This is a genomic window from Jiangella alba (assembly GCF_900106035.1).
GTDB classification, from domain to species: domain Bacteria; phylum Actinomycetota; class Actinomycetes; order Jiangellales; family Jiangellaceae; genus Jiangella; species Jiangella alba.
This window is the reverse complement of sequence record NZ_FNUC01000004.1, coordinates 1-25,285: the sequence shown is the minus strand read 5'-3', so window position 1 is coordinate 25,285 and position 25,285 is coordinate 1. Positions and strand designations below refer to the sequence as shown.

General features: G+C 71.6%; 23 protein-coding genes and 2 pseudogenes. 14 read left to right on the top strand and 11 right to left on the bottom strand.

Annotated features, from left to right (window positions below; genetic code table 11):
• Nucleotides 1–68 precede the first annotated feature (68 nt).
• On the bottom strand, nt 69–1,358 hold the full coding sequence (locus BLV02_RS35735) for a PspC domain-containing protein (protein ID WP_171906703.1): 1,290 nt from the start codon (nt 1,356–1,358) through the stop codon (nt 69–71).
• A 124-nt stretch (nt 1,359–1,482) separates the two neighbouring features.
• Between BLV02_RS35735 and BLV02_RS17840 the strand changes: the two genes are divergently transcribed.
• The 5 genes from BLV02_RS17840 (at nt 1,483) to BLV02_RS37680 (ending at nt 5,544) form a co-directional block, all read left to right on the top strand.
• Nucleotides 1,483–3,027 carry an ATP-binding protein gene (locus BLV02_RS17840; RefSeq protein ID WP_083288493.1) on the top strand — a complete coding sequence of 515 codons (1,545 nt, stop codon included), beginning with the start codon at nt 1,483–1,485 and terminating at the stop codon, nt 3,025–3,027.
• Nucleotides 3,024–3,707 carry a LuxR C-terminal-related transcriptional regulator gene (locus BLV02_RS17835; protein WP_069110593.1) on the top strand — a complete coding sequence of 228 codons (684 nt, stop codon included), beginning with the start codon at nt 3,024–3,026 and terminating at the stop codon, nt 3,705–3,707. The genes BLV02_RS17840 and BLV02_RS17835 overlap by 4 nt, the downstream gene beginning before the upstream one ends.
• Nucleotides 3,708–3,774: 67 nt before the next feature.
• Nucleotides 3,775–4,131, top strand: a complete 357-nt coding sequence (locus BLV02_RS17830) for a hypothetical protein (protein ID WP_069110752.1) — start codon at nt 3,775–3,777, stop codon at nt 4,129–4,131.
• A 53-nt stretch (nt 4,132–4,184) separates the two neighbouring features.
• Complete coding sequence (locus BLV02_RS17825) at nt 4,185–4,598, top strand: peptidase inhibitor family I36 protein (RefSeq protein WP_069110592.1); 414 nt, start codon at nt 4,185–4,187, stop codon at nt 4,596–4,598.
• Between the two features lie 25 nt (nt 4,599–4,623).
• Entirely contained in the window at nt 4,624–5,544 is a 921-nt protein-coding gene (locus BLV02_RS37680; RefSeq protein ID WP_245737763.1) for a hypothetical protein, read from the top strand.
• 40 nt (nt 5,545–5,584) lie between these two features.
• Here the strand turns inward: BLV02_RS37680 and BLV02_RS38600 are convergent.
• Together BLV02_RS38600 and BLV02_RS38595 are read right to left on the bottom strand one after the other, a co-directional pair.
• Nucleotides 5,585–5,803, bottom strand: a pseudogene (locus BLV02_RS38600) (TMEM164-related integral membrane acyltransferase); the annotation flags it as partial.
• Nucleotides 5,791–6,099, bottom strand: coding sequence for a TMEM164 family acyltransferase (locus tag BLV02_RS38595; protein ID WP_069110590.1), 309 nt, complete (start codon nt 6,097–6,099; stop codon nt 5,791–5,793). The gene BLV02_RS38595 and the pseudogene BLV02_RS38600, both read right to left, overlap by 13 nt.
• A gap of 164 nt (nt 6,100–6,263) precedes the next feature.
• On the opposite strand from BLV02_RS38595, the gene pcrA reads away from it, so the two are divergent.
• Entirely contained in the window at nt 6,264–8,579 is a 2,316-nt protein-coding gene (gene pcrA, locus BLV02_RS17805) for a DNA helicase PcrA (protein WP_069110589.1), read from the top strand.
• On the opposite strand, the gene BLV02_RS17800 is transcribed toward pcrA, so the two are convergent.
• The 8 genes from BLV02_RS17800 to BLV02_RS17765 all read right to left on the bottom strand — a co-directional run bounded on the left by BLV02_RS17800 (nt 8,555) and on the right by BLV02_RS17765 (nt 15,991).
• Nucleotides 8,555–9,337 carry an HAAS signaling domain-containing protein gene (locus BLV02_RS17800; protein ID WP_069110588.1) on the bottom strand — a complete coding sequence of 261 codons (783 nt, stop codon included), beginning with the start codon at nt 9,335–9,337 and terminating at the stop codon, nt 8,555–8,557. The genes pcrA and BLV02_RS17800 overlap by 25 nt on opposite strands.
• A 5-nt stretch (nt 9,338–9,342) precedes the next feature.
• On the bottom strand, nt 9,343–9,684 hold the full coding sequence (locus BLV02_RS17795; RefSeq protein WP_069110587.1) for a PadR family transcriptional regulator: 342 nt from the start codon (nt 9,682–9,684) through the stop codon (nt 9,343–9,345).
• 79 nt (nt 9,685–9,763) lie between these two features.
• Nucleotides 9,764–11,257, bottom strand: coding sequence for an MFS transporter (locus BLV02_RS17790; protein ID WP_216094117.1), 1,494 nt, complete (start codon nt 11,255–11,257; stop codon nt 9,764–9,766).
• A gap of 80 nt (nt 11,258–11,337) precedes the next feature.
• The gene (locus BLV02_RS17785) at nt 11,338–12,090 is read right to left on the bottom strand and encodes a succinate dehydrogenase iron-sulfur subunit (RefSeq protein WP_069110585.1); all 753 of its coding nucleotides are present in this window, start codon (nt 12,088–12,090) and stop codon (nt 11,338–11,340) included.
• Nucleotides 12,090–13,841: a succinate dehydrogenase flavoprotein subunit gene (sdhA, locus tag BLV02_RS17780; protein ID WP_069110584.1), complete on the bottom strand. Its 1,752-nt coding sequence runs from the start codon at nt 13,839–13,841 to the stop codon at nt 12,090–12,092. The genes BLV02_RS17785 and sdhA overlap by 1 nt, the downstream gene beginning before the upstream one ends.
• Nucleotides 13,842–13,862: 21 nt before the next feature.
• Nucleotides 13,863–14,306 carry a succinate dehydrogenase hydrophobic membrane anchor subunit gene (locus BLV02_RS17775; RefSeq protein ID WP_069110583.1) on the bottom strand — a complete coding sequence of 148 codons (444 nt, stop codon included), beginning with the start codon at nt 14,304–14,306 and terminating at the stop codon, nt 13,863–13,865.
• A 4-nt stretch (nt 14,307–14,310) separates the two neighbouring features.
• Entirely contained in the window at nt 14,311–14,688 is a 378-nt protein-coding gene (sdhC, locus tag BLV02_RS17770) for a succinate dehydrogenase, cytochrome b556 subunit (protein ID WP_074946504.1), read from the bottom strand.
• 172 nt (nt 14,689–14,860) lie between these two features.
• Nucleotides 14,861–15,991 (bottom strand): glycosyltransferase family 4 protein, encoded by a 1,131-nt coding sequence (locus BLV02_RS17765; protein WP_069110582.1) that lies wholly within the window; start codon nt 15,989–15,991, stop codon nt 14,861–14,863.
• Nucleotides 15,992–16,225: 234 nt separating this feature from the next.
• Between BLV02_RS17765 and BLV02_RS17760 the strand changes: the two genes are divergently transcribed.
• From BLV02_RS17760 to BLV02_RS17725, 8 genes and pseudogenes are all read left to right on the top strand, one after another.
• On the top strand, nt 16,226–16,801 hold the full coding sequence (locus BLV02_RS17760; protein ID WP_074946502.1) for a hypothetical protein: 576 nt from the start codon (nt 16,226–16,228) through the stop codon (nt 16,799–16,801).
• Between the two features lie 567 nt (nt 16,802–17,368).
• Nucleotides 17,369–18,952 (top strand): acyl-CoA mutase large subunit family protein, encoded by a 1,584-nt coding sequence (locus BLV02_RS17755; RefSeq protein ID WP_069110580.1) that lies wholly within the window; start codon nt 17,369–17,371, stop codon nt 18,950–18,952.
• 56 nt (nt 18,953–19,008) lie between these two features.
• A complete protein-coding gene (locus BLV02_RS17750) occupies nt 19,009–19,692 on the top strand; it encodes a hypothetical protein (RefSeq protein ID WP_069110579.1) in 684 nt (227 codons plus the stop codon).
• Nucleotides 19,693–19,773: 81 nt separating this feature from the next.
• Nucleotides 19,774–20,835: a hypothetical protein gene (locus tag BLV02_RS17745; RefSeq protein WP_069110578.1), complete on the top strand. Its 1,062-nt coding sequence runs from the start codon at nt 19,774–19,776 to the stop codon at nt 20,833–20,835.
• 189 nt (nt 20,836–21,024) lie between these two features.
• Entirely contained in the window at nt 21,025–22,131 is a 1,107-nt protein-coding gene (locus tag BLV02_RS17740) for a BMP family lipoprotein (protein WP_069110577.1), read from the top strand.
• A gap of 100 nt (nt 22,132–22,231) precedes the next feature.
• Nucleotides 22,232–23,815, top strand: a complete 1,584-nt coding sequence (locus BLV02_RS17735; protein ID WP_069110576.1) for an ABC transporter ATP-binding protein — start codon at nt 22,232–22,234, stop codon at nt 23,813–23,815.
• The gene (locus tag BLV02_RS17730; protein ID WP_069110575.1) at nt 23,812–25,077 is read left to right on the top strand and encodes an ABC transporter permease; all 1,266 of its coding nucleotides are present in this window, start codon (nt 23,812–23,814) and stop codon (nt 25,075–25,077) included. Before BLV02_RS17735 ends, BLV02_RS17730 begins: the two co-directional genes overlap by 4 nt.
• Nucleotides 25,074–25,285 (top strand): annotated as a pseudogene (locus tag BLV02_RS17725) (ABC transporter permease); the annotation flags it as partial. The gene BLV02_RS17730 and the pseudogene BLV02_RS17725, both read left to right, overlap by 4 nt.

Sequence of the window (25,285 nt, the reverse complement as noted above, 5' to 3'; positions counted from 1 at the left end):
CCACATGGCGCTCACTCCAAGGAAGAGAAGTCCGAAGATCAGGGAGACGACGTCGGTGTCGTGGCGCCTCATCGGGTCACCTCCAGCTCGCCAGCGCCGATCTCGGCGTTGATGACGATGCGGCCGCCGCCGGGGCCGTCGGCGCCGTTGTCGACGAGGTCGGTGATCGTCGGACCGGCGCCGTCGCGCGACTCGTCGAAGACGATGAGGTCGCCGGCGCCGACCTCGGCCCGCTCGACCGTGACGTCGGCGTTCGGCGGCAGGATGATCGTCAGCTCACCGATGCCCTGCGAGACGTCCAGGCGCGTCGTCTGGTCGTCGGTGAGGGTGAGAGCGGACAGGTCGTAGGTGACGGAACCGGCGCCGTGCTCCTGCTTGTCGGCGGGCACCTGGCTCACCGTGGTGTAGCGGTAGGTGGCGTCGCCGACGTCGGTCCAGTTCCACTGCGACAGCCAGGTGGCCGGGATCAGCGCGATCGCCAGCAGGAACCCCAGCACGATCAGGCCGCGCGACCGCCCGTACCAGGTGCCGACCAGCAGGCCCACGGCGACGATGCCCAGCGGCACCGCGACGTACAGCGCCGGCGGGTACACCGCCCAGGTGGCGTCGTTGACGGCGAGCACGCCGACCGACACCAGCGCGAGGCAGAACGTGATCAGGCCGAGCGCCGAGCGCTGCTTGGCCGGCTTCTCAGGCGGGGGCGGCGGCGCGGCGGCGGGCGGCTCGGGCGGCGGACCCCAGTCGGGGCCTTCCGGCCAGCCGCTGGTGGGGCCGGTCGGGCCGGCGGGCGTCGTGACGGGGCCGGGCGTCGTGGCCGCCGAGGTGGTGGCGCTCGCGGTGCCCGCGTCGGCGGCGAGGGTGGGGTCGTAGACGTACGAGCCGAACCCGGCCTCCTGCGGGTAGCCGTCGCCGGCCTGCTCGTCGTCGGCGCGGCGGCGCAACAGCAGGTACACGCCCATGACGGCGAGCAGGAGCAGCACGCCGCCGTCCCACGTGCCGGCGATGATGCCGATGCCGGCGATCAGGCCGACGCCGCCCAGCAGCAGCGCCAGCGGGACGGTGCCCGAGCGGCGGTACTCGCCACGCCCGAGCGCCTGGTCGAGGATCGAGCGCTCCTCGTCCTCGGCCGGGACCACCAGCCAGCCGATGGCGTACAGCAGCACGCCGACGCCGCCGAAGATGGCGAGGACGACGGTCGCGACGCGGAGCACGACGGGGTCGATGCCGAGCCGCCGGCCCAGCCCGCCGAGCACGCCGGCGACGACCCGGTCGGACCGGCTGCGGCGCAGCAAGCGGAACTCGTCCGAGACGCTCGGCCCGGCGCCCGTGGCGGGGGAGGCAGGAGGCACATCACTCATGGCATCGATGATGCCGAGAAGACGACCCCGAATGCATCGGGGATGACCCGGAACGGTCCCCGAGCCCGGATCTCCGGGAGGTCCCTCATGGCGGCGCGCGCTCGCGCGTGTGACCATCGATGTCATGAGCACTGTGCCGACGCCACGTGCTGCCGGGCCGGCAGCGCGCGGTTCGGTGCGCCCCGACGAGGCCGGCGACGACCCCGTCGAGGCGCCCGACAACGCCGTCTCCGCGGCCGACGAGGCCGCCGCGGCGCCCGCCGAGCCCGTCGGAGCCGACCCCGAGCCCGAGTCCGAGGCCGCCGCGGCCACCGAGCGCAGGCCGCGCGAGCTGCCGCCCGGCGAGCCGCCGCAGGCCGGGCGCGCGGGCGCGCGCGAGCCCGACGCCGCCGACGACACCGGCGCGCCGCCCAAGTTCGTCCGCCACTCCGACGGCCGCATGGTCGCCGGCGTCGCCGTGGCGCTGGCCGCGCAGTTCAAGGTGCAGCCGCTCGCCGTCAGAGTCGCGTTCAGCCTGCTCAGCGCCGTCTCCGGGTTCGGCATCGTGCTCTACCTCGCGCTGTGGATCTTCACCCCGCTCGACCAGACGGTGCAGCGCGAGGCCGAGGAGGCGAACGCGCCGGCCGGCCTCGCCGCCGCCACCCGCACCGGCAAGCGCCGCCGCCGCACGCTCGTCCAGCGCACCGGCGACCTCGGCCAGCTGGCGGCGTTGGTCGTCCTCGGCGCCGGGGTGTGGCTGCTGGTCCAGCAGACCCCGCTCGGCGTCAGCCCGGCCGTCTTCTTCCCGCTGCTGCTGGCCGCCGCCGGCCTGACGCTGGTGTGGCGGGCCGCCGACGAGCAGGAGCGCAGCCGGCTGTCGGCCATCTCGCCGCGGCTGCCGTGGCTGGCCGCGCTGACCGGCAAGGGCGGCTGGATCGCCGGCATGCGGGTCGTGGCCGGCGCCGGTGTCGTCGTGGCCGGCGTCGTCGTGTTCCTCGTCGGGCAGGGCCAGTTCGACGCCACCATGGACGCCCTCGGCGGCGTGCTGGTCATCCTGGTCGGCATCGGGCTCATCGCCGGGCCGTGGCTGTGGAAGCTGTGGCGCAACCTCGAGAGCGAGCGGCGCGCCCGCATCGTGTCGCAGGAACGCGCCGACATGGCATCCCACCTGCACGACTCCGTGCTGCAGACGCTCGCGCTGATCCAGAAGCAGGCCAACGACCCCCGCGCCGTCGTCCGGCTGGCCCGCAGCCAGGAGCGCGACCTCCGCGGCTGGCTCTACAGCGACCTCGTCGACGACGGCTCCTCCCTGGCGGCCGCGCTGACGAAGATGGCCGCCGAGGTCGAGGACGCGTTCGGCACGCCGGTCGAGGTGGTCACCGTCGGCGACGCCGAGATCGACGACCCCGCGCGGGCCATCCTCAAGGCCGCCCGCGAGGCCACCGTCAACGCCGCCAAGCACTCCGGCGCCGACAAGATCGACATCTTCGTCGAGGCCGGCGACGACGGCGTCGAGGTGTTCGTCCGCGACCGCGGCGCCGGGTTCGACCCCGACTCCGTGCCCGAGGACCGGCTGGGTGTGCGACGCTCGGTCATCGGGCGCATGGAGCGGCACGGCGGTGAGGCCACCATCCGGTCCGCGCCCGGTGAAGGCACCGAAGTCCGACTGTCGACCAGGAGAAGCTCGTGAGCGAGACCAAGCCAGACGAGACCAGGCCCGCCGACGCCGGCCCGGTGACGGTCGTCCTCGTCGACGACCACGCCATGTTCCGCACGGGCGTCCGCGCCGAGCTGGCCCAGGCGCCGACCGTCGACGTCGTGGGCGAGGCGGCCGACACCGCCGAGGCCGTCGCCGTCGTGCTGCGCACCAAGCCCGAGGTCGTGCTGCTCGACGTCCACCTGCCCGGGGGCGGTGGCGGCGAGGTCATCCGCCAGGTGCACCCCAAGGAGCCCGGCGTGCGGTTCCTGGCGCTGTCGGTGTCCGACGCCGCCGAGGACGTCATCGGCACCATCCGGGCCGGCGCGCGCGGCTACGTCACCAAGTCCATCACCGGCGACGACCTCGTGTCCGCCATCGGCCGCGTGGCCGACGGCGACGCCGTCTTCTCGCCTCGGCTGGCCGGGTTCGTGCTCGACGCCTTCGCCGGCACCGAGGCGCCGTCCGTCGACGACGACCTCGACCGCCTCACCCAGCGCGAGCGCGAGGTGCTGCGGCTGATCGCCCGCGGCTACGCGTACAAGGAGATCGCCAAAGAGCTGTTCATCTCGGTCAAGACGGTCGAGACGCACGTGTCCGCCGTCCTGCGCAAGCTGCAGCTGTCGAACCGGTACGAGCTGACCCGGTGGGCCACGGACCGGCGGCTCGTCTGACCCGGTGGTCCTGAAGTACGACACGGCGTAGTAGGCTGCTCCCGCGTTGTCCGCGGGAAGGGTGATCATGGAGTTCGTCTACGACCTCGTGCTCGTGCTGCACTTCTTCGGCCTGGCCAGCCTGCTCGGCGGCATCATGGTGCAGCTGAGCGCGCGCGGCGGCCGGGTCGTCAACATGGCCATGCTGCACGGCGCGCTGACGCAGCTCGTCACCGGTGTCGCGATGGTCGGCATGGCGTCCGCCATCGACTCCCTCGACAAGGACGTCGACAACGCGAAGATCGGCGTGAAACTGGTCATCGTGCTGATCATCACCGCCTTGTGCTTCGCCCAGCGCAAACGCACCGCCATTGCCGACGGGCTGTTCTTCGCCCTGTTCGGGCTGACTGCCGCGAATGTCGTGATCGCCGTCTTCTGGAGCTGATACCGGCATCCGTTAGGGTGGCGAGGCAGCCGAGTCGAACTGGAGGTCCGCGCGTGACGCCGATCCGCCGCCTGGCCGCCGCCGCCATCCTGACGAGTGTGCTGGTCACGGGCGCTTCCTCGACGGCCTCCGCCGCCGAGCACGACGCCGCCTGCCAGGGCCTCGAACTGTGCCTGCACTACAACTCCGGGCAGGCCGGCGCGCTGCACGACTTCCGCTACCGGGTCAGCGACTTCGCGCCCTATCGCTTCCTCGGATCCGGCGCCGGCGCCGGCCGGCCGGTGAAGAACAACGCCGCGTCGGCCACGAATCGCGACGGCTATTTCACCGCGCGCGTCTACTTCAATTCTGGTTATGCTGGCCCGGCTGACGACGTGCCGCCGCTGTCCGCCCGGAATCTCGGCGACACCTACAACGACAACGCATCCTTCAACTGGTGCCACCAGCAGCCCCTGGTGTGCGGCTGACCGGTGGCCTGGGAAAGGCCGTGGCATGACCGCACGTGTGCTCGTCCGTACCGCCGTCCTCCTCGCGCTCCCGGTCGCCGGGTGCGCGGCCGCGCCCGCCGACGTCGCCGTCCAGTCGTCCGGCGGGGTCGCCGTGGCGGGTTCGTTGCCGGCCGCAGGTTCGGCGCCGGCGGCCGGGCCGTCGCTGACGCTGCCGCTCGACGCGTACGCGCTCACCACCGAGGAGGGGCGCGAGCTCGGGTCGGCGGCGGAGGCGCGGGTGCGTGAGTGCGCCTCGGCGCTGGGCCTCGACGACGCGGCCGTCGAGCCGCTGCCGTTCGGCTCCGCCGCTGACGGTCCCGACCGGCACGATCGCCGCTACGCCGTCGCCGACCCCGAGATCGCCGCCGAGCACGGCTACCACCCGCCGCCCACCACCGACGTGCGGCGCGCGTTCTACGAGGCGCACACCGACGCCGAGCTCGAGGTCCTCGTCGGCGTCACGGCCGACGGCGCCGCCACCACCCGCGACGACGTCCCCGAGGGCGGCTGCCTCGGCGCGGCCGCCCAGGCGGCGTCCGTCGCGTCCGAGTCGTCGCTGCGGGCGGGCCAGGACCTCGTCTCCGCCGTCCAGGCCGACGCCTGGCACGCCGCCCTGGCCGACCCGCGCGTGCTCGACGCGTTCGCCGCCTGGTCCGCGTGCATGGCCGGCGCCGGGTACCACTACGCCGCGCCCATGGACGCCAACGACGACCCCCGCTGGTGGACCTCCGAGTCGGCCGGCCCCGACGAGCTCGCCACCGCCGCCGCCGACGTCGCCTGCAAGTCCTCGACCGGCCTCATCCCCGTCTGGTCCGCCGTCGAGGCCGAGCACCAGGCCGCGTTGATCGCCGGCCACCAGTCCGCCCTCGACGACTACCGCGCCCTGCTCGATGCTCAGGTGTCGGCCGCGTCCACGGCCAGGTGATCAGCGCCCACACGGCGACGACGAGTGCCGTCTCGACCACCACGTACCAGGGCCAAGGGCCGAACAGGTCGAGCAGCGACGCGGAGTCGGGCTTCTCGTTGAGGAAGCCGTAGTTCGTGCCGGCCGCCGCGTTGAACGCGAACACCGTGACCGCCCACGCCGCCGTCGCCGTCACCGCGACCCGGTAGGAGTCCCAGCCGGGCCGGATGCCCAGCCCCCACGTGAGGAACACCGACGCGACGACGGTCAGGCCGTGCATCGACCAGTAGAGGACGAACGCGGGGTCGGGGAACTGCGCGTCGCCGCCAGCCACGCCAGGTCGCACAGCTGGATCGGCAGCGACAGGCCCACGCCGAAGCGGCCGGGCAGGTTGAAGTACACCTGCAGCGGGAGCGTCAGAGCCAGGAAGACAACCGCGAAGCCGGCGCTGAGACGCTCTGCCGCGCGGGTGCCGCGGGCCGCACGTCCCCGCCGCACCAACCACCAGGCCAGAGCGGCCCATACCACCAGTACGGTCACGTGGGAGGGGCCGTACGGCGTGAAGGTGTCGCCCATCGAAACCGCTCCCGTAGGGATCGTTCCCGCCCGGGCGCGAGACATGCGTCCGAGCCGTGACCGTCGCGCGTTCGTAAGCGTGTTCGGGCGGAGTCTGTCGGCGGTCGGGCATAGGCTGGGGGCGCCAGCCAAGCGAGTGAGAAGGCGAGTGTGACCCGCCGGCGATGAGTGCCCTGTTCGACGACCTCACCCTGACCGCGGCGGCCGAGCCCAAGAAGCCGGCGAAGCGGCGCTCGCGCGACCCCGAAGCGCTGCTCGACGGGCTCAACGGGCCGCAGCGAGACGCCGTGACCCATCAGGGGTCGCCGCTGCTCATCGTGGCCGGTGCGGGGTCGGGGAAGACGCGGGTGCTCACGCGGCGCATCGCGTACCTGCTGGGCGAGCGCAACGCGCACCCGGGCTCCATCCTCGCCATCACGTTCACCAACAAGGCCGCCGGCGAGATGAAAGAGCGCGTCGCCGACCTCGTCGGGAAGCGCTCCGACATCATGTGGGTGTCCACGTTCCACTCGGCGTGCGTGCGCATCCTGCGCCGCGAGGCCAAGCACTTCGGCTACACGTCGTCGTTCTCCATCTACGACCAAGCCGACTCCCACCGCCTCATGGCCATGGTGTGCCGCGAGCTCGACCTCGACCCCCGCCGCTACCAGCCGCGGCAGTTCAGCTACGCCGTCAGCAACTTCAAGAACGAGCTGGTCGACTACGAGACCGCGCTGGCCCGGGCCGAGTCGCACCACGAGAAGATGATCGCCGAGGCGTACGAGCTGTACCAACGCCGGCTCACCGAGGCCAACGCGTTCGACTTCGACGACCTCATCATGACGACGGTGCACCTGCTGCAGGCGTTCCCCGACGTCGCCGAGAACTACCGGCGGCGGTTCCGGCACATCCTGGTCGACGAGTACCAGGACACCAACCACGCCCAGTACGTGCTGGTGCGCGAGCTGGTCGGCACCGGCGTCATCTCCGGCGAGGACGCGCCCGCCGTGCCGCCGGCCGAGCTGTGCGTGGTGGGCGACGCCGACCAGTCCATCTACGCGTTCCGCGGCGCCACCATCCGCAACATCCTGCAGTTCGAGGAGGACTACCCCGACACCCGGGTCATCCTGCTCGAACAGAACTACCGGTCCACGCAGACCATCCTGTCCGCCGCCAACGCCGTCATCGCCCGCAACTCCGGCCGCAAGCCGAAGCGGCTGTGGAGCGACAGCGGCGACGGCGCCAAGATCGTCGGCTACGTGGCCGACGACGAGCACGCCGAGGCGCAGTTCGTCGCCGACGAGATCGACCGCCTCACCGACGACGGCGAGGCCCGCACCGGCGACGTCGCCGTGTTCTACCGCACCAACGCGCAGTCGCGGGTGCTGGAAGAGATCTTCGTCCGGGTCGGCCTGCCCTACCGCGTCGTCGGCGGCACCCGGTTCTACGAGCGGCGCGAGATCCGCGACGCGCTGGCCTACCTGCGGTTCCTGGCCAACCCGGAAGACTCCGTGTCGCTGCGGCGCATCATCAACGTCCCCAAGCGCGGCATCGGCGACCGCGCCGAGGCCATGGTCGAGGCGCTGGCCCAGCGCGAGCGCAGCACGTTCTTCCAGGCGCTGCGCCACGCCGCCGACGCGCCTGGCATCGCCACCCGGTCGGTCAACTCCATCGAGGGGTTCGTCCAGCTCACCGACGAACTGCGGCAGCTGGTCTCCGACGGCGTCGGCCCGGCCGCCGTGCTCGAGGCCACGCTCGACCGCACCGGCTACGTCGCCGAGCTGTCCGAGTCCGACGACCCGCAGGACGAGACCCGCCTCGACAACCTGCGCGAGCTCGTCGCCGTCGCCGGCGAGTACGAGGCGAGCGAAGACTCCGACGGCTCGCTGCCCGGGTTCCTCGAGCAGGTCAGCCTGGTCGCCGACGCCGACGAGATCCCCGAGGGCGACGACCACGACGGCATGGTCACGCTCATGACGCTGCACACCGCGAAGGGCCTGGAGTTCCCGGTGGTGTTCCTCACCGGCCTCGAGGACGGCGTCTTCCCGCACCAGCGCTCGCTCGGCGGCAACACGCAGGAGCTCGAGGAAGAGCGCCGGCTCGCCTACGTCGGCATCACCCGGGCGCGCGAGCGGCTGTACCTGTCGCGGGCGTTGCTGCGCAGCGCGTGGGGGTCGCCGGCGCACAACCCGGCGTCGCGGTTCCTCCCCGAGATCCCCGACGAGCTGATCGACTGGCGCCGCACCGAGGCCGACCAGGTCAAGTGGACCACCCCGCCGCCGCCCCGCCGTCAGGCGGTCAGCGGACGGTCCGCGGGCGGTGCCGGCAACCGCCCGGTCATCGCGCTGTCGGCCGGCGACCGCGTCACCCACGACGCGTTCGGCCTGGGCACCGTCGTCGCCACCAACGGCCAGGGCGAGCACGCCCAGGCCACCGTCGACTTCGGCGAGTCCGGGCTGAAGACGCTGCTGCTGCGCTACGCGCCGGTCGAGAAGCTCTGAGCCAGGGCGGTCGCCCGCCGCCGGCCGTTGCGCTGCAGCACGACCGCGGTGACCACGGTGGCGACGGCGAACACCGCCAGCAGGATCCACGCGACCACGGGCGGCACCGGGCTGTCGCTGGTGCAGACCTCGCTGGTGACGGTGCCGTCCGAGTCCATCGAGCCGGAGCACACGGTCGTGCCTACGGCGCCCACCAGCGCGAACAGCCAGAAGATCCCCAGGGCGGGCAGCAGGAACGTGCCCGCCGTCTTCTCGCCCGGCGTCCAGAGCGGCGAGACCCAGAGCAGCACCCAACCGGCGATCAGCGCCACCGGAAGCGCGAAGAAGCCGCCGACCATGGCGAGGACCGGCAGTACCAGCGGCGCCGCGGCCAGCAGGACGACCACGGCGGCCGGTACCCAGTCGCGCTGCGGCAACGGCCGCTTGCCGGAGCCACCGGCGGACCCGGCCCCGGCAGACCCGGCACCGGCGGAGCCGGCCCTGGCGTTCCCGGCCCCGGCGGGGCCGGAGCGGACGCCGTCGTCGCCGGTCGCCTCGGCGGCGATGGCGAGCGGGTCGCCGAGCGCCCGCAGCACCTCGTCGGTGTCGGCGTCGGTGACCTCGGGCCGGTCGGCCAGCGCCGCCTGGATGTGCTCGCGCACGCCCGCGACGAGGTCGTCCCGCTCGCTGGCCGGCAGGCCGCCGAGCGCGCCGGCCAGCTCGTCCAGGTAGCGGTCGATGCGCTGATGCTGGGTGGCGGTCAGCATGGGTTCCTCCATGGCGCTCACCCTCGCCCGTTGGCGAGGACGCGGTCGACGGCGTCGCGGAACGGCCGCCAGGTCTGTTCGAACGTGTCCAGCGCGGCCCGCCCGTCGGGCGTGAGCCGGTAGTAGCGGCGCGGCGGCCCCGACTCCGACTCCTGCCACGACGACGCGACCAGCCCGCCCTTGCGCAGCCGCGACAGTAGCGGGTACAGCGTGCCCTCGCCGGCCATCAGCACGCCGTCGGTCAGCTCGCGGGCGATGTCCAGCCCGTACCGCTCGCCGTCGCGGACGAGGGCGAGGATGCAGTACTCCAGCGCGCCGCGCCGGAGGTTGGTCATGATCTGACCCTCGCCAGGTACCATGCGAGACAAGATAGCAGGCGTGGCGCGGTTGTCCAGGCCGCCGACCCGGCGGCCTGGACAACGTGACGCGGGCTCGTGGTCAGTGGTGGTCGGCTGCTGCGTGCCGAGGCAGCAGCGAGGTGGACGCGGCGGCCAGGGCGAGGATCGCGGCGATGACGATGAGGCTGGTGGTCGCAGCGGTGTTGTCCCCGGACTCGGCCACCAGGGTGAGGAACAGGGTGGAGACGAGGGCCGCACCGGTGGCGTTGGCGATCTGCTGCAGGGCATTGAGGGTGCCCGAGGCGCTGCCGGCTTGCTGCTCGGTCACGTCACCGAGGGCGGTGCTGAACAGCGAGCCGAAACAGCACCCCATCCCGAGACCCGTGACCAGCAGCGGAACGGCCAGCACTGCTGGAACATCAGGTGCCAGCAGGATCAGGGCGAGCAGGCCGATCACGCCGACGAGGGTGATCGCGGTACCGGCCAGGACGAGCCTGCGGCCCAGGCGCTGGATGTGGTCGCGCACCTGGAACGAGGTGACGATGATGCCCACCGACAGCGGGGCCATGATCGCCGCGGCGTGGAACGGAGTGAGTCCGGCTCCCTGTTGCAGGTGCAGCGAGACCACGTACAACAGCCCCGCCACCGCGGCGAAGTAGATGGTGCCGACGGTGATCCCGGCGACGAAGCTGCGGACGCGGAACAGGCTGGGTGCGAGGAGCGGCCGGGCGGTGCTGCGTTGCAGCGCTGCGAAGCAGCCGATCAGCACGACCCCGGCGACGAGAGCGGTGAGAGGGACGAGGCCCCAGCCGGACTCGCCGCCGACGATGAGTCCGCCCATGACCCCGAGCAGGCCGAGCATGACGATGGCCGAGGCGAGTGGGTCGATGCGCACCGCGGGGTCGGGGGTGTCGCGGGGCAGGACGCGTGGTCCGGCGATGAGCAGGACGGTGCCGATCAGTCCGTTGACGAGGAAGACGAATCGCCATCCGGTGCCGAGGACGTCGGCCTGGATCAGCAGGCCGGCGAGCACGGGCCCGCCGATCGAGCCGACCGCCAGGAGGGGTCCGAACAGGCCGAAGACCCGGCCGAGTTGATCACGGGGGAAGGTCCTCAACAGGATGCTGAATCCCTGCGGGATCAGCAGGGCACCGAACGCGCCCTGGATCAGGCGGAAGCAGACCAGGGCGGCGGGAGTCCAGGCGATGCCGCACAGCAGCGACGCCGCGGTGAAGCCGACGAGCCCGATGAGGAACGTCCGGCGTTGTCCGAACCGGTCCCCGAGGCGGCCGCCGACCACGAGAAACGACCCGAGAGCGAGCGCGTAGCTCAGGCCCAGCCACGGGACCAGGGCATCCGATCCCGCGAGGTCGCGAACGATCACCGGAGCCGCGATCGTGGTGACCGTCGCGTCGATCATGTCGAGCAGATCCGCCGCGAGAACCACGGCGAAGACCCACCAGCGAAGCCGATCGGAGCGACGAACACCCGGGCCGACGGATGTGGCGGAAGTGTTTTCAGGCATGGCACAGCACGCTTTCCGAAGAAAGGAAGACCGCCACTCGGCGGCCGTGCTGGCCGGAAGTCCCGGCACGCTCGCGAACGAGGCGCTGCACCTTACGGCGGGCAGGCTAACACAAGCGCCGGCCGGCGATCAGGTGACGAAGCGCAGGGTCAGACGCGGCGGAAGAGGAGGGCGCGCTTGACTTCCTGGATGGCCTTCGTCACCTCGATGCCGCGCGGGCAGGCGTCCGTGCAGTTGAACGTCGTGCGGCAGCGCCAGACGCCGTCGCGGTCGTTGAGGATCTCGAGACGCTCTTCGGCGCCCTCGTCGCGCGAGTCGAAGATGAAGCGGTGGGCGCCGACGATGGCCTGCGGGCCGAAGTACTGGCCGTCGGACCAGTAGACGGGGCAGGAGGTGGTGCAGGCGGCGCACATGATGCACTTCGTGGTGTCGTCGTAGCGGGCGCGGTCCTCGGGGGACTGACGGCGCTCGCGGGACGGGTCGTTCCCGGACGTGACGAGGAACGGCATGATCGACTTGTACGCCTCGAAGAACGGGTCCATGTCGACGACGAGGTCCTTGAGCACGGCGAGGCCCTTGATCGGCTCGACCGTGATCGGCTTGTCGATCGGCAGGTCCTTGAGCAGCGTCTTGCAGGCCAGCCGGTTGCGCCCGTTGATGCGCATCGCGTCGGAGCCGCAGATCCCGTGTGCACACGACCGCCGGAACGTCAGCGAGCCGTCGATCTCCCACTTGATCTTGTGCAGCGCGTCGAGCACCCGGTCGGTGCCGTGCATGGTGACGGTGTGCTCCTCCCAGCGCGGCTCGGTGTCGTTCTCCGGGTTGAACCGGCGCAGCCGCAGCGTGACCTGGAAGGACGGGACGGCGCCCGCGGCGGGCGCGTCGGCGACAGCAGCAGTCATCAGAACTTGCGCTCCATCGGCTGGTAGCGGGTGACGACGACGGGCTTGAAGTCCAGCCGGACCCCGGCGCCGTCGCCGTCGGACGAGCGGTACGCCATCGTGTGGCGCATGTAGTTGACGTCGTCGCGGTTCTGGTAGTCCTCGCGGAAGTGGCCGCCGCGCGATTCCTTGCGCTCCAGCGCGCCGACGACGATGACCTCGGCGAGGTCGAGCAGGAAGCCCAGCTCGACCGCCTCGAGCAGGTCGGTGTTGAACCGGCGGCCCTTGTCCTGCACGGACACGGTCGCGTAGCGGGCCTTCAGCGCGTGGATGTCGGACAGCGCCTGCTTCAGCGTCGCCTCGGACCGGAACACCTGCGCGTTCGCGTCCATCGTCTCCTGCAGCTCACGACGCAGGACGGCGACGCGCTCGCCGTCGGCGCGGTCGCGGATCCCCTCCAGCAGCGCGACGGTGTCGTCGGACGGGTCGGCCGGCAGCTCGACGAGCGGCGCCTTCGCCGCGAACTCGGCCGCCGCGATGCCGGCCCGCCGCCCGAACACGTTGATGTCGAGCAGCGAGTTGGTGCCCAGCCGGTTCGCGCCGTGCACGCTGACGCAGGCCACCTCGCCGGCCGCGTAGAGGCCGGGCAGGACGTGCGTGTTGTCGGCCAGCACCTCGGCGTCGATCGTCGTCGGCATGCCGCCCATCGCGTAGTGCGCGGTGGGGAAGACCGGGACCGGCTCGGTGTACGGCTCGACGCCCAGGTAGGTGCGGGCGAACTCGGTGATGTCGGGCAGCTTCGCGTCGATGTGCGCCGGCTCGAGGTGGGTGAGGTCGAGCAGGACGTAGTCCTTGTTCGGGCCGGAGCCGCGGCCCTCGCGGACCTCGTTGGCCATGGCCCGGGCGACGACGTCGCGCGGGGCGAGGTCCTTCAGCGTCGGGGCGTAGCGCTCCATGAACCGCTCGCCCTCGCTGTTGCGCAGGATCGCGCCCTCGCCACGGGCCGCCTCGGACAGCAGGATGCCGAGTCCGGCCAGGCCCGTCGGGTGGAACTGGAAGAACTCCATGTCCTCCAGCGGCAGCCCGCGACGGTACGCGATGGCCATGCCGTCGCCGGTCAGCGTGTGCGCGTTGGACGTGGTCTTGTACACCTTGCCGGCGCCGCCGGTCGCGAACACGACCGCCTTCGCGCGGAACACGTGGATCTCGCCGGTGGCCAGCTCGTACGCCACGACGCCGGCGGTGCGGCGGACGCCGTCGACCTCGTTGAACAGCACGTCGAGCACGTAGAACTCGTTGAAGAACTCGACGTCGCGCTTGATGCACTGCTGGTAGAGCGTCTGCAGGATCATGTGGCCGGTGCGGTCGGCGGCGTAGCAGGACCGGCGGACGGCGGCCTCGCCGTGCTTGCGGGTGTGCCCGCCGAAGCGGCGCTGGTCGATCAGGCCGTCGGGCGTCCGGTTGAACGGCAGCCCCATCTTCTCCAGGTCGAGGACGGCGTCGATGGCCTCCTTCGCCATCACCTCGGCGGCGTCCTGGTCGACGAGGAAGTCACCGCCCTTGACGGTGTCGAAGGTGTGCCACTCCCAGTTGTCCTCTTCGACGTTGGCCAGCGCGGCGCACATGCCGCCCTGGGCCGCGCCGGTGTGCGACCGGGTCGGGTAGAGCTTGGTCAGCACGGCGGTGCGGACCCGCTGGCCGGACTCGAGCGCCGCGCGCATCCCGGCGCCGCCGGCGCCGACGATCACCACGTCGTACTGATGGGTCTGCATGACTTGCCTCTCGAAGATGAACTACGGCACCTGGCAGAACGACGGCAGCAGGTCGGCGGCCGCGTCCGGCGGGCACGGGTCGAACGTGAAGATCACCAGCGTCCCGAGCACGATGGTGATCGTCGTCGCCGTGTACAGGGCGACCTTCAGCCACAGCCGCACCTGGTCGCGCTCGGCGTAGTCGTTGATGACGGTGCGCAGCCCGTTGGTGCCGTGCAGCATCGCCAGCCACAGCATCAGCAGGTCCCAGACCTGCCAGAGGGGGTCGGCCCACTTGCCGGCCACGAAGCCGAAGTCGAGCGCGTTGATGCCGTCGCCGGTGATCAGGTTCACGAACAGGTGCGTGAAGATCAGGATCACCAGCAGCACGCCGGACGCGCGCATGAACATCCACGCGTACAGCTCGGTGTTGGTCCGGCCGCGCAGCCGCCGCGGCGAGCGCGGCGAGGGAATCGTCGTCGTCATCGGGTCAGCCCCCGAACACGTGGGAGAGGTGGCGGATCGTGAACGGCACCATGAGCGCCACCCAGAGCACCAGGACGGTGACGGACATCTGTTTCTGGTACCGCGGCCCCTTCGACCAGAAGTCGACGAGGACGATGCGCAGGCCGTTGAACGCGTGGAACACGATGGCGGCCACCAGCCCCACCTCCATGAGCCCGACGATCGGGTTCTTGTAGGTGGCGATCACCTCGTTGTACGCCTCCGGCGACACGCGGACGAGCGCGGTGTCGAGGATGTGCGCGAAGAGGAAGAAGAAGATGCCGATGCCGGTGACCCGGTGGGCCACCCACGACCACATGCCTTCACGGCCGCGATAGAGCGTGCCAGCAGGTGCCTTGGGCACGAACGCTGCCTTCCGATTGCGACGGGGGACTGCCGGGCAGCGTGCCCGGCCGCCGGTCATGGTAGCCCTGCCGCCATGGTCCGGTCCGTGGCCAATCTCACGTCTGGCCTGTTCAGAGGCCTGTTTCGGCCGTGACATCTCTCACTTAGGTCACCCTAAGTCACCGGAGATCCTACGCCGCGGGCGCGGCCAGGCGCTTGCGCGCGACCGCCGTCGCGTAGTGCTCGAGCAGCTGGTCGCAGATCGCCTCCCACGACCGCCCGTACACCGACTCGCGGGCGGCGGCGGCCATCCGGACCCGGCGGACCGGGTCGGCGGCGATCCGGGCCACCGCGGCGCGCAGTTGCTCGCCGTCCCCGGTGTCGACGAGGTGGCCGGACCAGCCGTCGTCGACGAGGTCGGTGGGGCCGCCGGCGTTCGGCGCGACGACGGGGACGCCGGAGGCCAGCGCCTCCTGGACGGCCTGGCAGAACGTCTCGGCCGGTCCCGTGTGCACGAACACGTCCAGGCTGGCGTAGGCGCGCGAGAGCTCCTGGCCGGTGCGGAACCCGAGGAACGCGGCGTCGGGCAGCGCGGCCCGCAGCGACGCCTCGCTCGGCCCGCCGCCGACGATGGCCAGCTTGACGCCGGGCAGCCCGGCCAGCGCCGTCAGCGACGCGACGTGCTTCTCCGGCGCCAGCCGGCCGATGTAGCCGACGATGACCTCGCCGCCCGGCGCCAGCTCACGCCGCAGACCCTCGTCGCGGTGGGCCGGGTGGAAGCGGACGAGGTCGACGCCGCGGCCCCAGCGGGCCAGCCGCGTGAAGCCGTGCGCGTCCAGCTGCCGCAGGCTGGCCGTCGACGGCGCCAGCGTGAGGTCCGCCTGGTCGTGGATGCGCCGCAGCCACGACCAGATCGCGTCGTCGCCGATGGTGCGCCAGAGCCGGTAGCCGCGGGCGAACCCGGCGAGGTCGGTCTGGTAGACGGCGACCGTCGGCAGCCCCAGCCGGGTGGCCGCGTTCATGCCGGCCCGGCCCAGCCAGACCGGCGCCGCCAGGTGCACGACGTCGGGGTCGAAGTCGCGCAGGATCCGGCTGATGCGCCGCCGGGTGGAGACGCCGACGATGCTGTCGTCGTTGCCCGGCAGCGCGAACGACGGCACTCGCAGCACCTGGTGCCCGTCGTAGTCCGACACGCCCTCGCCGGGAGCGATCACGAGCCCGGTGTGGCCGCGTCGCGTGAGATGCTCCACCACGCGGCAGACCGAGTTCGTGACACCGTTGACCTGGGGGAGGAACGACTCCGCGACGATCGCTACCCTCATGTCGGCAACGATGCGGGCACCCGGTGGCGCGACGGGGATGGCCGCGTGAACGGCGGTCGACGCTACGGCGTCGGCTGAGCCGTGACTGACGTTTCGAGACGCAAGATTCTCACTATGAGAGACGCACGGTGACGCTGAGTGATGCCTACCCGCAAGATCGATACTACGAGTGCGCCAGCCGGCTCGCGCTGGCACGGGCGTCTCGGCCGTGACAGGGCGACCTGGGGGTAGCGAGTGACGACCGAGATCGGGACACCGGCACGCGTGCTGCTCGTCGGCAAACGGGTACGCGTCCTCGACGAGCTGGGCCGGGCGTTGCGCGAGGCCGGCATGGTGGTCCGCGAAGAGACCGACGCCGACCGCGTCCGCTATGGCGTCGACGGCGCCACCATCGACATCCTGGCGCTGGGCCGGGCCGTCACCGGCCCCAAGCGCGACCGGATGATCTCGTCGCTGAAGGCGCAGAACCCCACCCTGCGGGTCGTCGACGGCCTCGCGCCGATCCCGTCGATCATCGTGGCGCAGATCCGCGAGGTCGTCACGGCGCCCAACCGCGACACCCGCATCATCGGCGCCGCCGCCTACGAGTCCGGCGACAACAGCATCGTCCTGGTGCTGCGCAAGCCTGCCAACGTGGACGTCACGCTGCACCGGCTGGACCCGCTCTACCGGGTGCACGAGACCGACGTCTACACCGGCCCGCTGGACAAGGGCCGGCAGCGGCTGCCGCTGGGCCGCCGGGTCGGCCGGGGCGAGCGGTTCCTCGTCGTCGAAGCCGACCACGAGACGACGGTGCATCCGCTCGGCTGAGCGTTGTCGCGGGACGCTCGCGTCAACGTGCCCGAAGAGAGGTCCCCGCCGCGGGTGGGTGTGGCCGGCGCGGACCCGGGATCAGAACGCTGGATCAGGACGCTGGATCGGGGGCCGCGTTGCTGTCGGCTGGTCCCGTTCCGGCTGGCCCGCCTACTGCTCCCGGCCGGCGAAGCGGCGGCTGGGGGTGTGGTGTTCGCGGGTGTTGACGTTGACGCCAACTGTTGGCGCCTGTGTCTACCGGCCCGAAGGCAGGTCCCCGCCGCCGCGGGTGGGTGCGACCGGCGCCGAGCCGGGATCAGAACCCGGGATCAGAACGCTGGATCGGGGCCGCGTCGCTGCCGACTGATCCCGTCCCGGCTGGCCCTCAACTGCCCCCGGCCGGCGAAGCGGCGGCTGGGTGCGGTGTTCACGGGTGTTGACGCTGACGCCAACTGTTGGCGCCAACGTCAACGTGCCCGAAGAGAGGTCCCCGCCGCCGCGAACGGGCCGTGTGCACAATGTCACCACCCACGCACCCTGCCGGAGCCCTACCGTGAAGGGATCCAGCCGACGGAGGTGAGGGGCGTGGCCACGCGTACGACGGAGTCCGGGTTGCCCGTCGAGCCCGTGTACGGACCGGAGGCGCTCGGCGACTGGCCGGCGGAGCAGCGGCTGGGCGTGCCGGGCGAGTACCCGTACACCCGCGGCGTCTACCCGACGATGTACACGGGGCGGCCGTGGACCATGCGGCAGTACGCCGGGTTCGGCACCGCCGCCGAGTCGAACCGGCGCTACCACCAGCTGGTCGAGGCCGGCACCGGCGGGCTGTCGGTCGCGTTCGACCTGCCCACGCAGATGGGGTACGACTCCGACGCGGCGGTGGCGGCGGGCGAGGTCGGCAAGGTCGGCGTGGCGATCGACTCGGTCGAGGACATGCGCGTGCTGTTCGACGGCATCCCGCTGGGCGAGGTGTCGACGTCGATGACGATCAACGCGCCGGCGTCGCTGCTGTTGCTGCTGTACCAGCTGGTCGGCGCGGAACAGGGCGTCGCCGGTGAGCGGCTGACCGGGACGGTCCAGAACGACGTGCTCAAGGAGTACATCGCCCGCGGCACCTACATCTACCCGCCGGCCGCGTCGCTGCGGCTGACCAGCGACATCTTCGGCTACTGCCGGCGCGAGCTGCCGCGTTGGAACACCATCTCGATCTCCGGCTACCACATGGCCGAGGCCGGCGCGACGCCCGTGCAGGAGGTGGCGTTCACGCTGGCCAACGCGCGCGAATACGTGCGCGCGGCGCTGTCGGCCGGGCTCGACGTCGATGAGTTCGCGCCGCGGTTGTCGTTCTTCTTCGTGTCGCGGACGACGATTCTCGAGGAGGTCGCGAAGTTCCGCGCCGCCCGGCGCATCTGGGCCCGCGTCATGCGCGACGAGTTCGGAGCGACCAACCCGAAGTCGCAGATGCTGCGGTTCCACACCCAGACGGCGGGCGTGCAGCTCACGGCGCAGCAGCCGGAGGTCAACCTGGTCCGGGTCGCGGTGCAGGCGCTGGCCGCGGTGCTCGGCGGCACGCAGTCGCTGCACACGAACTCCTACGACGAGGCCATCGCGCTGCCGACGGAGAAGGCGGCCCGGCTGGCGCTGCGCACCCAGCAGGTGCTGGCCTACGAGACCGACGTCACCAGCACCGTCGACCCGTTCGCAGGGTCGTACGCCGTCGAGTCGCTCACCGACGAGCTGGAGGCGGCCGCCGTCGAGCTGATGACGCGGGTCGAGGACATGGGCGGTGCCGTCGCGGCCATCGAGCGCGGCTTCCAGAAGGACCAGATCGAGCAGTCCGCGTACGACGTCGCGAAGCAGGTCGACGCCGGCGCGCGGACCGTGGTCGGCGTCAACCGGTACGTCACCAACGACGAGGAGCCGTACGAGCCGCTGCGGGTCGACCCCGCGATCGAGGCGGCGCAGGCCGCGCGGCTGGCCGCGCTGCGCTCGTCCCGCGACGGCGACGTCGTGCGCCGCGAACTCGACGCCCTGCGCGCGGCCGCGGCCGGCAGCGACAACGTGCTGGTCCCGATGCGCGCCGCGCTGGCCGCCCGGGCCACCGTCGGCGAGGTGTGCGACGCGCTGCGCGAGGTGTGGGGGACGTACACGCCGCCGGCCGGAATCTGACCGCTGTCCGGCGCGGAACGTACGATGTGCCGATCAGCACATCGACGGAGGGACGCATGAGCCGACGCGCGCTGGCGGTGGGCGCCGCCGTGGCCGCGTTCCTGCTGCCGGCCGGCTGCTCGGCCGCCGGTGAAGAGCCGACCGGCCTGGGCTCGTCGACCGGCGGCGCCGACGTCACGACGTCCGCGTCCGCCGTCCCGTCCGACCCGCCGACGGTGCCCGGCGACGACCCGTCCGGCCCCGTGACCGAGCCGAGTGCCGCGTTCACGCCGCCCTACCAGCCGCCCGGCGAAGAACGCACCGTCGAGCTGCACTCCGAACTGCCCATCGAGGCGCCCGCCGACGCCACCGACGAGGAGCTCGCGGTGCTGCAGGGCGCCGGCCGGTTCATGGCCAGCTGGGACGCCGTGCTGTTCGGCGCCGGCGACGAACAGTCGGGCCTCCTGCGCACCGCCGTCGACCCCCAACTGGGCCGGCTGCTCAATTACATGGTCGAGTCGATCTCGAAGCAGCGGGTCGTCGTCGGCGAGACGACGCAACTCGTGCTGCGCGACGTCAGTGTCAACGACACCACCGCCGAGGTCGACGTCTGCACCATCATGCGCGACTGGGTGCAGTACATCGGCGGCACGGGCGAGCCGCAGCCCGAGGTCGAGCGTCTGGTGCTGACGATGTCGCTGGTCGAGGGCGCGTGGCTGGCCTCCGACACCGAGCAGGCCGACCCCGCGCCGTGCGAGTGAGACGGCGTCCTGACGGGGTTCGTGCCCGATGGTAAAGTCCAGATCCGCCCGTTGTGACCGAACCACCTGGAGTGCCGAGCCATGAGGGCCGTCGTCAGAAGCCTGTCCACGCTGGTGGCCGGCGCCGCCCTGGTGCTGGCCTCGGCCGGCCTGGCCGGCGCCCGCGACGGCACCGGCGGCGACGACACCGGCGACGGCTACGAGGTGGGCGTCGAGGTCGTCCTGACCGGCGACGGCTCTCCCGGCGACGGTGGCAGCTACACGGTCTCCGTCCCGCCCATCTGCTGGTGGGAGGTGGCGTCGCCGATGCTCATCGACGGCACCATGGTCGACCCCAGCGATCCCACGGCGTTCTACGAGTGGTACCAGGAGGTGCGGCCCTACCTCACCGGCCACGCGGCGGTCGGCCAGCTCGCCTTCCCGGACATCACGGTGTTCGAATGGGCCATCGCCCAGGAGGCGGCCGGCAACGACATCACCTGGTACCACATCTCGTCCGACTCGCCCGACGTCGCCGCCTGCTCGCCGAAGGTGACCGAGGTGTCCGAGGAGAACGGTGGCCAGGCCCCGCAGACGTACGCGCCGTTCGTCACGGGTGAGGAGCCGGCGCCGGCCGTCGACCCCGAGACGCTGGCCATCGAGGCCCGCGACGTCATGGTCATCGACGAGCCCGAGGTCGACCGCAACCCGAAGCTGGCCGGCACCGCCGACGGCGCCACGTTCGTCAACGTCAACACCTGGTTCTGGGTGGTCGACCCCGAGATGGTCGGCGGCAACGGCGGCACCCGCACCATCCGCGCCGACGTCGTCGGATCCGACGTGTGGGCCGAGGTCACCGCGACGACCGACGGGCTGTCCATCGCGTCGCCGAACGGGTCGCGCCAGTGCGACCCTGAGGTCGCCCAGCAGGCCTGGTCGTCCGGCGCGGCCGACGGCGATGGATGCACCGTCCAGTTCACCCGCGCCTCCGTCGCCTACCCGGGCGGCTACCCCGTCACCGCCGCCACCGAGTGGTCGGCGTGGTGGGAGGGGCAGGAAGAGGACGGCACCGCCGTCGGTGGCGACCTCGACCCGCTGCGCCGCGAATCGACCGTGAACGTCCCGGTCGCCGAGGTGCAGACCGTCGTCAAACGCGCCCGCTGAGGGGACGTTCCGGGCGTTCAGGCTGTGCGGCGGTTCGACAGCGACTTGGTCACGGATACATCTCGGCGGTTCACCCTGCGTTCAAATGGCGAGATAGGCGGTTAGCCTACGCCTTGGATTCGTAGCGATTTCGGCCCCACCGAACACGCGTGGCACGGCCGATCGACCATCTGGGGCCTGGAGGGGCAGATGAACAAGAGGTTTCGGCTCGCCGCCGCGGTGAGCGCCGTCGCGCTCGCGGTCGCGGCCTGTGGTGAGGCTCCGGACGAGAACGGCGACGGCACCGCCACCGGCGACAGCACCGGCGGTAACGCCGACTTCACCGCGTGCATGGTGTCCGACCAGGGTGGCATCAACGACAAGTCGTTCAACGAGACCTCGTACAACGGCCTGGTGCTGGCCCAGGAAGAGGGCATCATCCCGGAGCCGAAGTTCGCGGAGTCGCAGACCGACGCCGACTACGGCCCGAACGTCACCGCGATGGTCCAGGACGACTGCGGCATCATCGTGACGGTCGGCTTCCTGCTGGCCGACGCCACCCGCGAGGCGGCCGAGTCCAACCCCGACGAGCACTTCGCCATCGTCGACTACCAGTACACCGACGAGACCGGCACGCCGACGCCCATCGACAACGTGAAGCCGCTGGTGTTCAACACCCAGGAGGCGGCGTTCCTGGCCGGCTACGCCGCGGCGTCGTACTCCAAGACCGGCATCGTCGGCACCTGGGGCGGCGCGCCCATCCCCACGGTCACCATCTTCATGGACGGCTTCTACGACGGCGTCCAGTACTACAACGAGCAGAAGGGGACCGACGTCCAGGTCCTCGGCTGGGACAAGGCGACGCAGGACGGCCAGTTCGTCGGCGACTTCGCCAACACCGGCCTCGCCCGCCAGATCAGCGACAACCTGATCAGCCAGGGCGCCGACGTCCTGCACCCGGTCGCCGGCCCGCTGGCCGAGAGCGCGGCCATCGCGGCGCAGGCGGCCGGCAACGTCACCGTCGTGTGGGCCGACTCCGACGGCTTCGAGTCCGCGCCCGACTACGGCGACGTCATCCTGACCTCCGTCCTCAAGGGCATGGACCAGGCCGTCCTCGCCGCCACGCAGGAGGCCGCGGACGGCGCGTTCAGCAACGAGCCGTACGTCGGCACGCTGGAGAACGGCGGCGTCGGGCTGGCTCCGTTCCACGACTTCGACGGTGAGGTCACGCAGGAGACGAAGGACGAGCTCGCGCAGATCCAGGAGCAGATCATCTCCGGCGACCTCGTGGTCGAGTCGGACGCGGCGTTCTCCTGACTCTCGGTCACGACCACCCCGGACGGCCCGCCCCGCGGGCCGTTCGGGGTAGCGTCGTGCTCACTTCTTCGCTCGCACCACGAGGAGGGCGGTCCGGCCGTTGAAGCTCGAACTGCGCGGCATCACCAAGCGCTTCGGCAGCCTGGTGGCCAACGATTCCATCGACCTGGTGGTCGAGCCGGGCGAGATCCACTGCCTGCTCGGTGAGAACGGCGCCGGCAAGAGCACGCTGATGAACGTGCTGTACGGCCTGTACCAGCCCGACGACGGCCAGATCGTCGTCAACGACAACAAGGTCGCGTTCTCCGGGCCCGGCGACGCCATGGCGGCCGGCATCGGCATGGTGCACCAGCACTTCATGCTGATCCCGGTGTTCACCGTCGCCGAGAACGTCATGCTCGGCCAGGAGCACGTCGGCTCGGCCGGCCTGCTCGACATGGACGCCGCCCGGCGCGACGTCCGCGAGATCTCCGACCGCTACGGCTTCAACGTCGACCCCGACGCCCTCGTCGAGGACCTTCCGGTCGGCGTCCAGCAGCGGGTCGAGATCATCAAGGCGCTGGTCCGCAAGGCCGATGTGCTGATCCTCGACGAGCCGACCGCGGTGCTGACGCCGCAGGAGACCGACGAGCTGATCGCGATCATGCGCCAGCTCAAGGCCGACGGCACGTCGATCGTGTTCATCACCCACAAGCTGCGCGAGGTCCGCGCCATCGCCGACCGCATCACCGTCATCCGCCGCGGCGCCGTCGTCGGCGAGGCGTCGCCGGACGCGTCGGAGAACGAGCTGGCCTCGATGATGGTCGGCCGCTCCGTCAGCCTCACCGTCGACAAGTCGCCGGCCGAGCCGGGCGACGTCGCGTTCGCCGTCGACGACCTCAGCGTGGTCGACGACCGCGGCACAGCTGTCGTCGACCACGTCTCCTTCGACGTGCGCGGCGGCGAGATCCTCGCCGTCGGCGGCGTCCAGGGCAACGGCCAGACCGAGCTGGTCGAGGCGATCCTCGGCGTGCAGGAGCACGTCACCGGGTCGATCCGCCTCGACGGCAAGGAACTGCTCGGCCGCGGGGTCGGCGACGTCCTCGGCGCCGGCGTCGGGTTCGTGCCAGAGGACCGCACCGTCGACGGCATCGTCTCCAGCTTCACCGTCGCCGAGAACCTCGTCCTCGACCTCTACCGGCGCGCCCCGTTCGCCCGCGGCCTGTCGCTGCGCGGGTCGGAACTGGCGACGAACGCGCGGCAGCGGGTCGAGGAGTTCGACATCCGCACCAGCAGCATCGACACCCCGGCCGGCACGCTGTCCGGCGGCAACCAGCAGAAGGTCGTCGTCGCCCGGGAGCTGTCGCGGCCACTGAAGCTGTTCATCGCCGCCCAGCCGACCCGCGGCCTCGACGTCGGCTCGATCGAGTTCGTCCACAAGCGCATCGTGCGCGAGCGCGACCAGGGCACGCCGGTCATCATCGTCTCCACCGAGCTCGACGAGATCAGCGCGCTGGCCGACCGCATCGCCGTCATGTACCGCGGCCGCATCGTCGGCATCGTGCCCGGCGACACCGGCCGCGACGTGCTCGGCCTGATGATGGCCGGCATCGCGCCCGACGAGGCGCAGGCCGAGGCCGAAGCGAACCCGACGGAGGTCGAACTCGCCGGCGAGACCGGCGACCCGGAGGACGGACAGCCGTGACCGACACCAAGCCACCCGCCGAGGCGCCCGAGCCCGCCGCGCCCGAGGAGGAGCCGCTCCCGCCGCGGCAGGAGACGTTCTTCCAGCGGTTCATGCGCGAGCTGACCGGCGGCAGCATCCTGGTCACCCTCCTGTCGGTGCTGCTGGCGCTGGTCATCGGGGCCGTGCTGATCGCGGCGTCCGACCCGGACGTCCAGGACCGCGCCGACTACTTCTTCTCCCGGCCCGGCGACACCCTCTCGGCCGCGTGGAACGCCATCAGCGACGCCTACAGTGCGCTGTTCACCGGCTCGATCATCGACATCAACGAGTACACGATCGGGCGGGCGCTGCGGCCGCTGGCCGAGACCGCGACCAACGCCGCGCCGCTCATCGCCGCCGGTCTCGGCGTCGCGCTGGCGTTCCGGGCCGGCCTGTTCAACATCGGCGCCGAGGGCCAGATCATCCTGGGCGCCATCCTCGCCGGCTACGTCGGCTTCGGCTGGCACCTGCCGACCGGCCTGCACCTCGTCGTCGGCGTGCTGGCCGGCATCGTGGGCGGCGCGCTGTGGGCCGGCATCGTCGGCGTACTGAAGGCGCGCACCGGGGCGCACGAGGTCATCGTCACGATCATGCTCAACTACGTGGCGCGATTCCTCATCGCCTACCTGCTCACGACGGCCGCGTTCCAGCGGCCCGGCGCGTCCAACCCCGTCAGCCCCATCGTCGACGGGTCCGCGCAGCTGCCCCGGTTCTTCGACGACTCCCGGCTGCACCTCGGGTTCGTGCTGGTCATCCTGGCCGCGTTCGGCGTGTGGTGGCTGCTCGAGCGCAGCACCATGGGCTTCGAGTTCCGCGCAGTCGGGGCCAACCCCAACGCCGCGCGCACCGCCGGCATGTCCGTCAGCCGCACCTACATCTGGGTCATGGTGCTGGCCGGCGGCCTGTCCGGGCTCGCGGGCGTCATGCAGGTGCTGGGCACCGAGCGGTACCTCACGTCCGGCATCTCGGCCGGCATCGGCTTCGACGCCATCACCGTGGCGCTGCTCGGCCGGGCCAGTCCGTGGGGGACAGTGGCCGCGGGCCTGCTGTTCGGCGCGCTGCGCGCCGGCGGCGTGCCCATGCAGGCCAGCACCGGCACGCCCATCGACATCATCGTCGTCATCCAGTCGCTGATCGTGCTGTTCATCGCGGCGCCGCCGCTGGTCCGGGCCATCTTCCGGGTCCCGGTCCGGTCGGCCGGGCAACCCGTCGCCGGGCTGCAGAGGGGGTGGGGCGCGTGAGCGCGCCGACTGTCACGGCACCGTCCGCTCCCACGGTCGCGGACCTCGCCGTCCGGCCGAGCTGGAAGACGCCCATCGCGTTCGGCCTGCTCGCGCTGGTCGCGCTGATCACCTTCGGCATCCTCGGCGAATCCGGCGAGACCAGCACGTTCGGCATCTCCACCAGCTCCGACGCCTGGCAGATCGACCCGCTGGCGCTGTCGTCGCA

Excerpts from the sequence above, each read along its gene's own strand:
- BLV02_RS17830 (WP_069110752.1), top strand. The coding sequence starts at position 3,775 with ATGGAGTTCGTCTACGACCTCGTGCTCGTGCTGCACTTCTTCGGCCTG.
- BLV02_RS17840 (WP_083288493.1), top strand. The coding sequence starts at position 1,483 with ATGAGCACTGTGCCGACGCCACGTGCTGCCGGGCCGGCAGCGCGCGGT.
- BLV02_RS35735 (WP_171906703.1), bottom strand. The coding sequence starts at position 1,358 with ATGAGTGATGTGCCTCCTGCCTCCCCCGCCACGGGCGCCGGGCCGAGC.
- BLV02_RS17775 (WP_069110583.1), bottom strand. The coding sequence starts at position 14,306 with ATGACGACGACGATTCCCTCGCCGCGCTCGCCGCGGCGGCTGCGCGGC.
- BLV02_RS17785 (WP_069110585.1), bottom strand. The coding sequence starts at position 12,090 with ATGACTGCTGCTGTCGCCGACGCGCCCGCCGCGGGCGCCGTCCCGTCC.
- BLV02_RS17750 (WP_069110579.1), top strand. The coding sequence starts at position 19,009 with ATGAGCCGACGCGCGCTGGCGGTGGGCGCCGCCGTGGCCGCGTTCCTG.
- BLV02_RS17800 (WP_069110588.1), bottom strand. The coding sequence starts at position 9,337 with ATGGAGGAACCCATGCTGACCGCCACCCAGCATCAGCGCATCGACCGC.
- BLV02_RS17745 (WP_069110578.1), top strand. The coding sequence starts at position 19,774 with ATGAGGGCCGTCGTCAGAAGCCTGTCCACGCTGGTGGCCGGCGCCGCC.
- BLV02_RS37680 (WP_245737763.1), top strand. The coding sequence starts at position 4,624 with ATGACCGCACGTGTGCTCGTCCGTACCGCCGTCCTCCTCGCGCTCCCG.
- BLV02_RS17795 (WP_069110587.1), bottom strand. The coding sequence starts at position 9,684 with ATGGTACCTGGCGAGGGTCAGATCATGACCAACCTCCGGCGCGGCGCG.
- BLV02_RS17740 (WP_069110577.1), top strand. The coding sequence starts at position 21,025 with ATGAACAAGAGGTTTCGGCTCGCCGCCGCGGTGAGCGCCGTCGCGCTC.
- pcrA (WP_069110589.1), top strand. The coding sequence starts at position 6,264 with ATGAGTGCCCTGTTCGACGACCTCACCCTGACCGCGGCGGCCGAGCCC.
- sdhA (WP_069110584.1), bottom strand. The coding sequence starts at position 13,841 with ATGCAGACCCATCAGTACGACGTGGTGATCGTCGGCGCCGGCGGCGCC.
- BLV02_RS38595 (WP_069110590.1), bottom strand. The coding sequence starts at position 6,099 with ATGGGCGACACCTTCACGCCGTACGGCCCCTCCCACGTGACCGTACTG.
- BLV02_RS17765 (WP_069110582.1), bottom strand. The coding sequence starts at position 15,991 with ATGAGGGTAGCGATCGTCGCGGAGTCGTTCCTCCCCCAGGTCAACGGT.